Consider the following 13,047-nt stretch of genomic DNA (forward strand, 5'->3'; position numbering starts at 1 on the left):
CCTGTTCCTGACGTTCACTGCAGTGGTTCAGTCAGGTCCGCCGTGAGGTTCGCCTTACTCGACGGTCGTGATCTATCTCGTGTACGGCATCCCTGTCGGCGGCATCGCGGCAGCGGTGATCGCGGTGGTCGCGGCTCCGGCGGCATGGGCAGTCGCCCGCGGCCTGTCATCGACGCGCCGCATCGGTCTGCATCTCGGCGTCCACCTGACACTCGGCGCGGTGCTCGGGCTCTCGGTTCCGGTCGTCTCGACCCTGATCGGGCGCGGCGATCTCGTCCACGCGTTCGAGGTCGGATATACCTGGTATGCCGCCGCCGGATGTGCCGTCTCCATCACCGCAGGATGGTCCTGGACCGTGTGGCGATCAGTGCGAGAAGGGTCAGCGCCGCCGCTCCTGCAGCGGTAGGTCGATCGCGCCGGTCTCGCCGGCGTTACGGGCGACGGGGATGCGCGTGCCCAGCACCTGCGCCACGATGTCCTGTGCGATCTTCGGCGCCGTGAGTCCGGCATCCGCAAGGATCTGATCGCGAGACGCGTGATCGATGAACTCGTCCGGAAGCCCGAGTTCATCCACAGCGGTGTCGATTCCCGCCTCGCGGAGCACCTGACGCACGCGGGTTCCTACTCCGCCGACACGGATGCCATCCTCCAGGGTGATCACCAGGCGGTGATTCCGAGCGAGTTCGACAACCGATGGCTGCACGGGGATCGCCCAGCGCGGATCGACGACTGTCGCGCCGATGCCCTGGGCACGCAGGCGCGCCGCGACGTCCATGCCCATCGCGGCGAAAGGACCGATGGCGACGATGAGCACGTCTTCACTCTCGCCGCGGGAGAGCACGTCGACGCCGTCATCCAGCCGTTCCATTGCGGGCAGATCGGGGGCGACCGCTCCCTTGGGGAAACGGATCACGGTCGGCGCATCGTCGACCAGGACGGCCTCGTCCAGAGCCTCGCGCAGGCGTGCGCCGTCGCGCGGAGCGGCGATGCGGATATGCGGCACGATCTGCAGCATCGCGAGATCCCACATCCCGTGGTGGCTGGGGCCGTCCGGACCGGTGACGCCGGCACGATCAAGCACGAAGGTCACGCCGGCCTTGTGCAGGGCTACGTCCATCAGCACCTGGTCGAAGGCTCGTCCCATGAAAGTGGCGTACAGCGCGACGACGGGATGCAGACCGCCGTATGCGAGGCCGGCAGCGGACGCTACGGCGTGCTGCTCGGCGATGCCGACGTCGTACACGCGGTCGGGGAACCGCTCGGCGAACGGCGCGAGACCTGTCGGCCGCAGCATCGCCGCTGTCATGGCGATCACCTTCGGGTCGCGTTCACCCACATGCACCAGGGCTTCTGAGAAGACGTCCGTCCATCCCGTGCTGCTGCTCGCAAGCGACTCACCCGTGGCCGGATCGATCCGGTTGACCGCGTGGAACTGGTCGGCCTCATCGTCGCGAGCAGGCTGATACCCGCGGCCCTTCTCGGTGATCGCATGCACGATCACAGGAGCACCGTAGGACTTCGCCAGCTCCAGCGTTTCCAGGAGTGCGCCCATATCGTGCCCGTCTACCGGGCCGAGGTACTTGATGTCGAGATTCGAGTACAGCGCCTCGTTGTTCGTGAAACGCGACAGGAAGCCGTGTGTGCCGCCACGGACCCCGCGGAACACGGCACGCCCCACCGGCCCGAAGGCGCGGAAGAGCCGATCCGAGCGCCGATGCAGATCCTTGTACGCAGCAGCGGTTCGCACCCGGTTCAGGTATCGGGACATGCCTCCGATGGTCGGTGCGTAAGAGCGGCCGTTGTCGTTGACGACGATGACGAGGTTGCGGTCGTTGTCGTCGGAGATGTTGTTGAGTGCTTCCCAGGTCATGCCGCCCGTGAGCGCGCCGTCTCCGACCACGGCCACGACGTGGCGGTCGCTGCGACCCGTTGCCGTCAGCGCGCGGGAGATACCGTCCGCCCAGCTCAGCGAGCTGGAGGCATGAGAGGACTCGACGACGTCGTGCGGGCTCTCACTGCGCTGAGGGTAACCGGCGAGACCACCGCGCACGCGCAGTGCGGAGAAGTCCTGCCGCCCGGTGAGGAGCTTGTGCACGTACGACTGGTGCCCGGTGTCGAAGACGAAAGGATCATCTGGCGAGGAGAACACGCGGTGCAGAGCGATCGTGAGTTCCACCACGCCGAGATTGGGTCCGAGGTGCCCGCCGGTGCGGGACACGGTCTGGACGAGGAACTCCCTGATCTCCGAAGCGAGTTCGACGAGTTCTTCAGGGGTGAGTTCATCGAGATCACGTGGCCCACTGATGCGCTGCAGAATCGGCATCCGCCCTCCTCCTGGTTTCGGGAACCGGATCGGTCACCCACTCAGTCCCACCCCTTGATTCTATCGTCGCAGTCCGAGAACTTACGGTTAACCCGGTTGTGCCGCGCCATGGGCCCGGGTATGGCAGAGGGCCCGAGCGCTCAAGCGCCCGGGCCCTCTGTCTGTCTCGCTCAGACGAGCGAACGCAGCACGTACTGCAGGATGCCGCCGTTGCGGTAGTAGTCGGCTTCACCAGGGGTGTCGATGCGGACGATCGCGTCGAACTCCACGGCCTGCTTGCCCTCTGGCGAGTGCTCGCTCGGCGTGGCCGTGACGTGGACCGTCTTCGGGGTGGTCCCGTTGTTGAGTTCTTCCAGACCCGAGATCGAGACGACCTCGGTGCCGTCGAGCCCCAGCGACTCCCAGCTCTCCCCTGCGGGGAACTGCAGCGGGACGACGCCCATGCCGATCAGGTTCGAGCGGTGGATGCGCTCGAAGCTCTCGGTGATGACGGCCTTGACACCCAGCAGGCTGGTTCCCTTGGCGGCCCAGTCACGCGAGGATCCCGAGCCGTATTCCTTGCCACCGAAGATCACCAGCGGTGTGCCGGCGTCCTGGTAGTTCTGGCTTGCGTCGTAGATGAACGACTGCGGCGCGTCGGGCTGAGTGAAGTCGCGGGTGTATCCGCCCTCGACCTCTGCACCGTCGTTGACAGCGCGCACGAGCTGGTTCTTCAGACGGATGTTCGCGAACGTGCCGCGGATCATCACCTCGTGGTTACCGCGACGCGAACCGAAGGAGTTGAAGTCCTTCTGGCGCACTCCGTGCTCCTCGAGGTACTTCGCGGCCGGGGTCGCGGCCTTGATGTTGCCGGCCGGACTGATGTGGTCGGTCGTGACCGAGTCGCCGAGGGTGGCCAGCACACGCGCACCCGAGATATCGCTGACCGGGGTCAGATCCATCGTCATGCCCTCGAAGTACGGAGGACGACGCACGTAGGTGGACTGCTCGTCCCACTCGAAGATCGGACCGGTCGGCGTCGGCAGGCTCGTCCAGCGCTCGTCACCGTCGAAGACGGTGGCGTACTGCTTGATGAACTGTTCACGCGAGATCGACGAGTCGATGATCTCCTGCACCTCGTCGGGTGCGGGCCAGATGTCCTTCAGGAAGACGTCGTTGCCCTGCTCGTCCTTGCCCAGCGCGTCCGTCTCGAAGTCGAAGTGCATCGACCCGGCGAGGGCGTAGGCGACCACCAGCGGCGGCGAGGCCAGGTAGTTCATCTTGACGTCTGGGCTGATGCGCCCCTCGAAGTTGCGGTTACCCGAGAGCACCGCGGTGACCGCGAGGTCGTTGTCGTTGATCGCGGCGGAGACCTCTTCGATGAGCGGCCCGGAGTTGCCGATGCAGATCGTGCAGCCGTAGCCGACGGTGTAGAAGCCGAGGCCCTCGAGGTCCTTGTCCAGTCCGGACTTCTCGTAGTAATCGGTGACGACCTTCGATCCAGGGCCAAGCGTGGTCTTGACCCAGGGCTTCTGCTTCAGACCGCGCTCGCGCGCCTTGCGTGCGAGCAGACCTGCCGCGATCATGACCGACGGGTTCGAGGTGTTGGTGCACGACGTGATGGCGGCGAGCGTCACCGCACCGTGATCGAGGATGTACGGCTCTCCTGCTGCGGAGCGGACCGCGACCGGCTTCGAACTTCCGTTGACGCCGCTGGAGATGTGCACGGGACGGGTGTCCGGTTCCTCTTCACCAGGCACGGTTCCCGGGTCGGATGCCGGGAACGAATGCTTGGACTCCAGATCGACGATCGAGTCGGAAGTGCTGGGGTCCGCGTAGCTGAGGATGTCCTTCTCGAACTGCGACTTGGACTCAGACAGCAGGATGCGGTCCTGAGGTCGCTTCGGGCCTGCGATCGACGGTACGACGGTGCTGAGATCGAGCTCCATGTACTCGCTGAACACCGGCTCAGTGGCCGGGTTGTGCCAGAGACGCTGCTCCTTGGCGTACGCCTCGACGAGAGCCACGGCCTGCTCGTCGCGGCCCGTGAGGCGCAGGTACTCGGTGGTGACATCGTCGATCGGGAAGATCGCCGCCGTCGAGCCGAACTCCGGGCTCATGTTGCCGATGGTCGCACGGTTCGCGAGCGGCACGGAGGCCACACCCTCACCGTAGAACTCGACGAACTTGCCGACGACTCCGTGCCCCCGCAGCATATCGGTGATCGTGAGCACGACGTCGGTCGCGGTGACCGCGGCCGGGATCTCGCCTGTGAGCTTGAAGCCGACGACACGCGGGATGAGCATCGAGACGGGCTGGCCGAGCATCGCGGCTTCGGCCTCGATGCCGCCGACGCCCCAGCCGAGCACCCCGAGGCCGTTCACCATGGTGGTGTGCGAGTCGGTGCCGACGCAGGTGTCGGGGTACGCCTGGAGCACACCGCCGTTGACGCGATCGTAGATGACCTTGGCGAGATGCTCGATGTTCACCTGGTGCACGATGCCGGTGCCGGGAGGAACGACCTTGAAGTCGTTGAACGCCGTCTGGCCCCAGCGGAGGAACTGGTATCGCTCACCGTTGCGCTCGTACTCGATCTCGACGTTGCGCTCGAGAGCGTTGTCGGTGCCGAAGAGGTCGGCGATGACCGAGTGGTCGATGACCATCTCTGCCGGGGAGAGCGGGTTGATCTTGTTCGGGTCGCCGCCGAGTGACGTCACGGCCTCGCGCATCGTGGCGAGATCGACGATGCAGGGCACACCGGTGAAGTCCTGCATCACCACGCGTGCCGGGGAGAACTGGATCTCGGTGCTGGGCTCGGCCGCAGCATCCCACGACCCGAGCGCCTCGATCTGCGCCTTGGTCACGTTCGCACCGTCCTCGGTGCGCAGAAGGTTCTCGAGGAGCACCTTCAGGCTGAACGGAAGCTTCTCGAAGCCGGGAACCGCGTCAACTCGGAAGATCTCATAGTCGGTACTGCCGACCGTCAGGGTGCTCTTGGCACCGAAGCTGTTCACCGTGGACACGAATCCGTCTCCTTCTTGTCTGATGGAAGCGACAGGCGACTCCATCTTGCTCGCGTGCGGGCCTGTCGGCTAGCAAGGCACACCTAACAGTGTGCGCCGTGAAAGCTATCGACAAAAGCCCACAATTTATCTTGATGTCAAGATAAATCTATCACGAACGGGATGCTGTTGACTGCGGCGACTCGCGGGGGTAGAGCGCCCGCACGACAAGCCAGGTGACCGCGATCAACGGGGCGAACAGCGGCAGCCCCATGATGAGCTTGAGCGTGCCCAGCGCTGTCACCTGGTCCGACAGGTAGAGCGGCAGCTGCACCGCCAGCCGCGCGAAGAACAGCGCGGCCCAAGCGATGCCGAGCAGAGTGAACGCGCGACGCTTGCGCTTGTCCGCACGCCAGGCCGTGGCCTCCCCCATGAGGAACCCCGCGGCGATGCCGATCAGCGACCATCCGATCAGGGCGGACACGAGGAAGACGGTGCCGTACACGGCGTTCGTGACGAGGCCGGGCACGAAGTTGTCGGCGCCGCGACCGGTCCACAGTGCGAGAGCTGCGGCCGCACCGGCGGCGATCAGCCCGCCCAGCGCCGCAGACGGCGGCGACTTCTGCACCAGTCGCACGATGGTGAACACTGCGGCGAGACCGACGGAGACGCCGAGCGCGAGGATGAGCGGCTCAGGCTGCACCGTGAACACAACGACGAATGCGAGGCTCGGCAGTACGGATTCCAGCACGCCGCGCCATCCGCCGATGGCCGACCAGACGACCTTCTGCGTGCTGGCGTCCCGAGTCGGATCCAGCCCGGCTTTGCGGGCAGCTCCACCGAGCGCGGAGCCGAGCAGCTCCGGGGTGTTCTGCTCGCGTGCCTCGTCGCCTTCGCGCTTCTCGCTGCTCACGCGGATCCCGGCGTCGCCGGCATCTTCAGCGGGATCAGGTCGCGCGGCGGCATCGGTGCGCCTCCGCGAACCACGACGATCGAACGGAACAGATCCTCGATCTGAGCAGCTGCCTCCGGATCCGATGCCGCGGCGCCGCCGATGACGCCGCGAAGGAACCAGCGCGGGCCGTCGACGCCGACGAATCGTGCCAGCCGCAGCTCTGAACCTTCGGACGCGGGGCTGGGCACCTCGGCGAGCAGCTCCTTGCCGAGCGGCCCCTCCCGCTCCTCGACGCGTCCGCCCTGCTGGCGGACCTGATCGACCAGCTGCATCCGTGTCTCGTGCCAGAGACCCAGTGTCCGCGGAGCCGCGAAGGGCTGCACCTGGAGCGAGGAGTCCGCGTAGTCGAGCCCGACGGCGACGATACGCTTCGTCTGCTCTTCGACCTCGAGACGGAGATTCAGACCCTCGCGCGGAAGGATCTTGATTCCGCCGAGATCGATGTACGGACGGATCGGATTCGCCTCCGATTCATCGAACGGGCCCTCAGTGGAGCGGTTCGATGGCGCCGACTTCGAAGTCGGCTGGGTGATCTCTTCAGTCATCTGCTTGTTCCTGCCTGTTCGGCGACCTGCTCCGGTGCCTGATACCCAGTGGATCCGAATCCGCTCGCACCGCGCGCGCTCTCCGGAAGCTCGTCGACCGGGATGAAGTTCGCACGCGTCACCGGCATGAGGATCAGTTGGGCTATCCGGTCCCCGACCGCCACATCGTACGCGCTCGAACTGTCTGTGTTGAGCAGGCTCACCTTGATCTCGCCCCGATAGCCGGCATCCACGGTGCCAGGGGAATTGACGATCGTGATCCCGTGCTTGGCAGCGAGACCGCTGCGCGGCACCACGAACGCGGCGTAGCCGTCGGGCAGTGCGATACGGACGCCGGTGGGCACGAGGGCACGTTCTCCCGGCTCGAGGTGCACAGCCTCGGCAGCGACAAGATCGGCGCCGGCATCACCCGGATGGGCGTAGTGCGGCAGCACAGACGCGATAATGGGGAGATCAACGGAATCGCTCACCCCACGAGGCTAATGCAGAACCCCACACCTGACACGCTCGTTCGCTATCGCGAACGTCTTTCGCCGAGCCTGTGGCTGCTCGTGACCGCGGCGGTGGCCGGCCCCATGGTGGCGCTGACCTTCACTCCGCTGGGATCGCTGCCCGCGCTGCTCATCGGCGTAGCAGCAGCAGTGGTGCTGATCGTGGGCCTCATCGCCGCATCTCCTGCCGTGCGCGTGACCGGCACGGAGCTGCGCGCCGGCAAAGCGCATATCGATGCCCGCTGGCTCGGCACCGGCGTTGCTCTGATGGGCGACGACGCACGTGAAGCCCGAGGCACAGCGCTGCCTGCGCGCGGATGGCATCTGATCCGCGGAGGAATCGACGGCGTGGTGGTCATCCAGAACACCGATCCGAACGATCCTGTGACCGGCTGGACCATCTCCACGCGCACGCCGGATCGGCTGCTGGCGGCCATCCGCGATGCACAGGTCGCCGCATCAGCGAACGCCTGATGCGCGCATGATCGACGGGTGAGGGAACGACAACGCGCCCCAAGCCATCCGGCCGGGGCGCGTGAACGCGGTGCGTCTGTGGTCAGGCAGCGCACTCCTTGCAGATCGGACCTTCTGCGCCTTCGTGATCGAGCTGCGAGCGATGCTTCACGAGGAAGCAGCTCATGCAGGTGAACTCGTCCTGCTGCGCTGGCAGCACGACGACATCGAGTTCAAGGTCGGAGAGGTCGGCACCCGGGAGGTCGAAACTCGACGGGTTGTCGGAGTCCTCGTCACCGGTCGTGCCAGACAGTTTGTCCGGCACACGCTCCTTGAGGGCTTCGATCGACTCGGAGTCGTCTTCGCTCTTTCGGGGGGCGTCGTAGTCGGTTGCCATGCGGTAGATCTCCACTTTCATGGTGCTAGTGGGCGGTGCGCCGTCGGGTACGCGGCGGGCATAGTTTGCACGACGCAGAGACAATAAGCAAATGCCCCCACGCGCGACAGATCAAACTCACGGCACGCCCAGCGTATTCCCGGCTCTCACGGTGTCGCCGTGACACCATGATCGGAAACCCATCAGAGGGGCATTCGCATGGAAAACGTCACTATCGTCGGCACCGAAGACGACCTGCTGATCCTCGCCACCGGTTCCGGCGAGCGATTCGCGCTCGCCATCGACGACGTTCTGCAACGCGAGATCCGTCGCGCGCGCCGCCGGGACGCGGAAGATGCGCCGAAAGTCAGCGTGAGCCCTCGTGAGATTCAGGCGCATGTCCGTTCCGGACTCTCCGCCGCCGAGGTCGCCGAGCTGCTCGGCATCAGCGTCGATGACGTCGCCCGATTCGAAGGACCAGTCCTCGCGGAGCGCGAACACATCATCGGCCAGGCGCTCGCCGTCCCCGTCCTCATCGGCAGTGAGGTCGAGCCGGATGCGCAGCCCACCTTCGGCGTCGCGATCCACGCCAAGCTCGCAGACCTGCAGGCATCGACAGAGCGCTGGGCGAGCTGGAAGGACGATTCCGGCTGGATCGTCAAGCTCGAGTTCGAAGCCAACGACGTCTCGCACGACGCGCGCTGGTCGTTCGACCCCCGCCGCAGCGCACTGTCGCCGCTGAACGCGGATGCCACACAGCTGTCGCGTCAGGGATCGCTGCCCGAAGGGCTGATCCCCCGTCTGCGTGCCGTCGACAGCGACCGCGCAGAGTCTCCGTACAAAGACGACAGCCGCTTCGACTCCGGTGCGTTCGGGCCGAGGCTGCTGCCCGCACCGGACGCCGATGTCGAAGAGCCGACACAGCCTGAACGCTCCAATGCCGCCGCTCAGGCGGCCGCGATCAAGCGCGCGCCAGACGATTCGGTCACCAGCGCGGAGACAGCCGATCTGCTCGAGGCCCTGCGTCGACGCCGTGGCCAGCGCGAGAGCGCACCACTGCTGGATGACGAACCGTCGTCGCATTCCGAGCGGACGGACGACTCAGGTCCGATCGCGCTGTTCGAGTCTCTCGAACCGGAGTATGTGGAGCAGAAGCCGGCGCGTACGTCTGAGCGTGCACCGGAGGATTCGAATCCTGAGAGCACCGGTCGTCGTCGTCGGCGCAACGCCATGCCGTCCTGGGACGAGATCGTCTTCGGAGCCCGAACAGACGACTGACGGGATCGCGACCACTCAGTCGGCGAACGCCCCGCGCCGGATGTACGGCACCTGTCGCTCCTCCGGAGAGATCGCGCCGTGCTGGCCGATCATCCCGCGTGCACGCTGGTCCTCGTCCGTCCCGTCGTAGAACGCCTTGTTGCCCTTGGCGATCACCACGAGGTCACCGATTCGAGTGAGGGCTGCGGGCGTCACCAACGCTCCGAACAGGCCGGCAGCCACGGCCTCCGCCCTGCTGAGCACATCGGCATCGCCCTCGCTCGCGACACGCCATCGCTCCGTGACGGCCGCTGCGTCGGCATCCGCCTCCAGATATACGTGCAGCATGCGCGGCTCTCCCCCGATGTGGCGCACGCCATCGAAGCGAGGGTCGCCATCGTCGAGCACCACGTGCCGATGAGCAGGCACGTCGATCATGCCGTGATCCGCCGTGACGAGCACACCGACATGGCGCGGCGGGATCACCGAGAGCGCCCCATCGATCTCTTCAAGCGCAGTGATCCATTCCGTGGAGTCGACGCCGTGCTTGTGCCCGGCCTTGTCGATCTCCGGCAGGTAGCAGTACACGAGTGAGCCCGCGTAGTCAGCGGCGAGCTGATAGGCGACGGCGACCCGTTCGGCGGGGGTCTTCGCTGCGACGAATGTCGCGCCTCGCAGGGTCGCCCTTGTGAAGCCGCTGCGAGCGTATGCAGCGACGCCGACCGCGAAGGCGGCATGCCCCGCTGCGAGGGCCCTCTCGAACACCGTCGGCGCCGGCTGCCAGACGATCGGATCGATGCCATCGCTCTCCCATCCGGAGAGTTGATTCACGAGCCTGTCGTGCTCCCGATCCAGCACGCGGTACCCCACCAGTCCATGTGCGCCTGGCGCGACGCCCGTGAGGATGCTGGTCAGTGCAGCCGCAGTGGTCGTCGGAAACACCGAGTAGGCGACGTCCTTCTTACCCAGCCCTGCCATGAGATGACGAGCGTGACCCGCGTGTCCGCGCAGCTGGATGGCTCCGAGTCCGTCGATGATGACGAGGACGACGGAACGAGCGGGTCTCAGCGGCCCGGCCGCGCCCTCGATCGCCGCGAGCAAGTCGCTCGCCACCCCGGTCAGGCTCCGGGCGGGCGTCGGTGCGGACGGTAGAATCAGAGACATCCGAGCCAGTCTTTCACAGGCCCAGCATCGTCCCCAGGAAGTCCATGCCCCGCACCGAATCCGCCGAGCCCGTCGAGGAGCGCATCCAGGACATCGATCTGTCCACCGAGATGCAGGGATCATTCCTCGAGTACGCCTACTCGGTGATCTACTCCCGCGCGCTCCCGGACGCCCGCGACGGGCTCAAGCCCGTGCAGCGCCGCATCCTTTATCAGATGGCGGAGATGGGGCTGCGCCCCGACCGTGGCCATGTCAAGAGCGCCCGCGTCGTCGGTGAGGTGATGGGAAAGCTGCACCCGCACGGCGACTCCGCGATCTACGACGCACTCGTGCGCCTCTCGCAGGACTTCGCACTTCGCGTTCCGCTCGTCGACGGCCACGGCAACTTCGGCTCGCTCGACGACGGTCCGGCCGCATCGCGCTACACCGAGGCCCGCCTCGCGCCGGCCTCACTCGCCCTGACCGAGAACCTCGACGAAGACGTCGTCGACTTCGTCCCGAACTACGACGGGCAGTTCCAGCAGCCCGCCGTGCTGCCCGCCGCGTTCCCCAATCTTCTGGTCAACGGCGCCAGCGGCATCGCCGTGGGTATGGCGACGAACATGGCGCCGCACAACCTGATCGAAGTCGTCGCGGCAGCCGTTCATCTGCTGGAGAACCCGGAGGCCACCCTCGACGAGCTCATGGAGTTCGTCCCAGGCCCCGATTTCCCCTCCGGCGGCATCATCATGGGGCTGGACGGCATCAAAGACGCCTATGCGAACGGCCGCGGTGCTTTCAAGGTCCGTGGCAAGGTCTCGGTCGAGTCGATAGGCCCCCGTCGCACCGGCATCATCGTCACAGAGCTGCCGTACATGGTCGGCCCGGAGCGACTGATCGAGAAGATCCGTGATGCCGTGCAGGCGAAGAAGCTGCAGGGCATCAGCGACGTCAACGACCTCACCGACCGTCAGCACGGCCTGCGCGTCGCGATCGGCATCAAGACCGGCTTCGATCCGAACGCCGTGCTCGAACAGCTGTACCGTCTGACGCCGCTGGAAGACTCGTTCAACATCAACAATGTCGCGCTCGTCGAGGGGCAGCCACGCACGCTCGGACTCCGAGAGATGCTCAGCGTCTACGTGGGGCACCGGCTCGAGGTCATCACGCGGCGCAGCCGGTATCGGCTCGCTCGTCGCGAAGAACGTCTGCACCTCGTGGAGGGCCTGCTCGTCGCGATCCTCGACATCGACGAGGTCATCCAGGTCATCCGCACCTCGGATGACTCCGAGCAAGCGCGCTCGCGCCTGCGGACGGTGTTCGATCTCTCAGAAGCGCAGGCCGAGTACATCCTCGAGCTTCGCCTTCGCCGACTGACGAAGTTCTCCCGCGTCGAGCTGGAGACCGAACGCGACGCGCTGTTGACGGAGATCGCCCAGCTCCGCGAGCTTCTCGGCAGCGACGCACTGCTGCGGGCGCAGGTGGCCAAGGAACTGGATGCCGTCGCAGAGGCCTATGGCACGCCCCGGCGCACGCTGCTGATGAACGGCAAGCCGGCAGCGCCGCGCCGCGCAAAGCCCGGCGAGGTCGATCTGCAGATCGCCGATGCGCCGACCATCCTGGCTCTTTCCACGACCGGACGCGCGGTGCGCGTCGACCTCGCCGAAGGGCAGGAGCTTACGAGGCCGGCACGGCGCAGCAAACACGACGCGATCCTCTCGACGACGACGACCACGGTTCGTGGAGAAGCCGGCGCCATCACGACCGCTGGCCGACTGCTGCGCTTCTCCCCCGTCGATCTACCCTCCGTTCCCGGCTCGTCGGTGCAGCTCGCCGCCGGCACCCCGCTGCGCGATTACCTAGGCATCACCTCGCGTTCGGAGAAGGTGCTGGCGCTGGTGGATCTGTCCTCCGACGCGCCCGTCGCGCTGGGTACGGCTCAGGGAACGGTCAAGCGCATCGTGCCCTCCGGCCTGCCAGTGCGCCCCGAGATCGAGGTCATCTCCCTCAAGCCCGGTGACACGCTGGTCGGCGCGGCCGAGGCTGCAGACGACGTCGAACTGGTCTTCATCACCACCGACGCACAGCTGCTCCATTTCGCCGCATCCGCGGTGCGTCCGCAGGGCGCGGCCGCCGGGGGCATGGCGGGCATCAAACTCGGCTCCGGCGCAGCGGTGCTCTTCTTCGGAGCGACGCCTGCGACGGACGACGTGACCGTCGCCACGGTATCCGGCGCCGACGGCGTGATCCCCGGAACGGATGCCGGACGCGCCAAGGTCTCCGCCTTCGCCGAGTTCCCTGCCAAGGGACGAGGGACCGGCGGTGTGCGCGCACATTCGTTCCTCAGGGGCGAGGATCGCCTCACCGTGGCGTGGGCCGGTGCCGTACCTGCCTATGCAGTGGGAACCGACGGTGCCGTGCGCAAGCTTCCGGAGACTCCCGCCAAGCGCGACGCCTCCGGTCAGCTGATCGACGGCGTGATCGGCTCGATCGGTCGCCCCGTCATCTGACTCTGCCCCGAGA

At 66.4% G+C, this 13,047-nt stretch carries 11 protein-coding genes; 4 read left to right on the forward strand and 7 right to left on the reverse strand.

The annotated features are described in order from the left end of the window. Window positions 1–67 precede the first annotated feature (67 nt). Window positions 68–406, forward strand: a complete 339-nt coding sequence (locus tag HDC95_RS04330) for a hypothetical protein (RefSeq protein WP_259061945.1) — start codon at window positions 68–70, stop codon at window positions 404–406. Here HDC95_RS04330 and dxs read toward each other — a convergent pair. The 5 genes from dxs to dut all read right to left on the reverse strand — a co-directional run bounded on the left by dxs (window position 380) and on the right by dut (window position 7,274). Beyond that, entirely contained in the window at window positions 380–2,323 is a 1,944-nt protein-coding gene (gene dxs, locus HDC95_RS04335) for a 1-deoxy-D-xylulose-5-phosphate synthase (protein WP_259061946.1), read from the reverse strand. The two genes, HDC95_RS04330 and dxs, sit on opposite strands and share 27 nt — an antisense overlap. A gap of 170 nt (window positions 2,324–2,493) precedes the next feature. Further along, window positions 2,494–5,325 carry an aconitate hydratase gene (locus tag HDC95_RS04340; protein ID WP_310503228.1) on the reverse strand — a complete coding sequence of 944 codons (2,832 nt, stop codon included), beginning with the start codon at window positions 5,323–5,325 and terminating at the stop codon, window positions 2,494–2,496. A 151-nt stretch (window positions 5,326–5,476) separates the two neighbouring features. Continuing rightward, window positions 5,477–6,217, reverse strand: coding sequence for a DUF3159 domain-containing protein (locus HDC95_RS04345; protein ID WP_259061948.1), 741 nt, complete (start codon window positions 6,215–6,217; stop codon window positions 5,477–5,479). After that, complete coding sequence (locus HDC95_RS04350) at window positions 6,214–6,804, reverse strand: DUF3710 domain-containing protein (RefSeq protein WP_259061950.1); 591 nt, start codon at window positions 6,802–6,804, stop codon at window positions 6,214–6,216. The genes HDC95_RS04345 and HDC95_RS04350 overlap by 4 nt, the downstream gene beginning before the upstream one ends. Next, a complete protein-coding gene (dut, locus tag HDC95_RS04355) occupies window positions 6,801–7,274 on the reverse strand; it encodes a dUTP diphosphatase (protein ID WP_259061951.1) in 474 nt (157 codons plus the stop codon). The genes HDC95_RS04350 and dut overlap by 4 nt, the downstream gene beginning before the upstream one ends. A gap of 12 nt (window positions 7,275–7,286) precedes the next feature. Here dut and HDC95_RS04360 point away from each other — a divergent pair, with 12 nt between their 5' ends. Beyond that, complete coding sequence (locus HDC95_RS04360) at window positions 7,287–7,769, forward strand: DUF3093 domain-containing protein (protein WP_259061952.1); 483 nt, start codon at window positions 7,287–7,289, stop codon at window positions 7,767–7,769. 82 nt (window positions 7,770–7,851) lie between these two features. Here the strand turns inward: HDC95_RS04360 and HDC95_RS04365 are convergent, their stop codons facing one another. Further along, window positions 7,852–8,145: a DUF4193 domain-containing protein gene (locus HDC95_RS04365; RefSeq protein ID WP_033107339.1), complete on the reverse strand. Its 294-nt coding sequence runs from the start codon at window positions 8,143–8,145 to the stop codon at window positions 7,852–7,854. Window positions 8,146–8,343: 198 nt separating this feature from the next. On the opposite strand from HDC95_RS04365, the gene sepH reads away from it, so the two are divergent. After that, window positions 8,344–9,402: a septation protein SepH gene (gene sepH, locus HDC95_RS04370; protein WP_259061953.1), complete on the forward strand. Its 1,059-nt coding sequence runs from the start codon at window positions 8,344–8,346 to the stop codon at window positions 9,400–9,402. Window positions 9,403–9,417: 15 nt separating this feature from the next. Here sepH and HDC95_RS04375 read toward each other — a convergent pair whose 3' ends face one another. Continuing rightward, complete coding sequence (locus HDC95_RS04375; protein ID WP_259061954.1) at window positions 9,418–10,545, reverse strand: alkaline phosphatase family protein; 1,128 nt, start codon at window positions 10,543–10,545, stop codon at window positions 9,418–9,420. A gap of 44 nt (window positions 10,546–10,589) precedes the next feature. Here HDC95_RS04375 and HDC95_RS04380 point away from each other — a divergent pair, with 44 nt between their 5' ends. Beyond that, window positions 10,590–13,034, forward strand: a complete 2,445-nt coding sequence (locus HDC95_RS04380; protein ID WP_259061955.1) for a DNA topoisomerase (ATP-hydrolyzing) subunit A — start codon at window positions 10,590–10,592, stop codon at window positions 13,032–13,034. The last annotated feature ends 13 nt before the right edge of the window (window positions 13,035–13,047 follow it).

The sequence above is a fragment of the Microbacterium sp. AK031 genome (genome assembly GCF_024807145.1).
Lineage (GTDB): Bacteria > Actinomycetota > Actinomycetes > Actinomycetales > Microbacteriaceae > Microbacterium.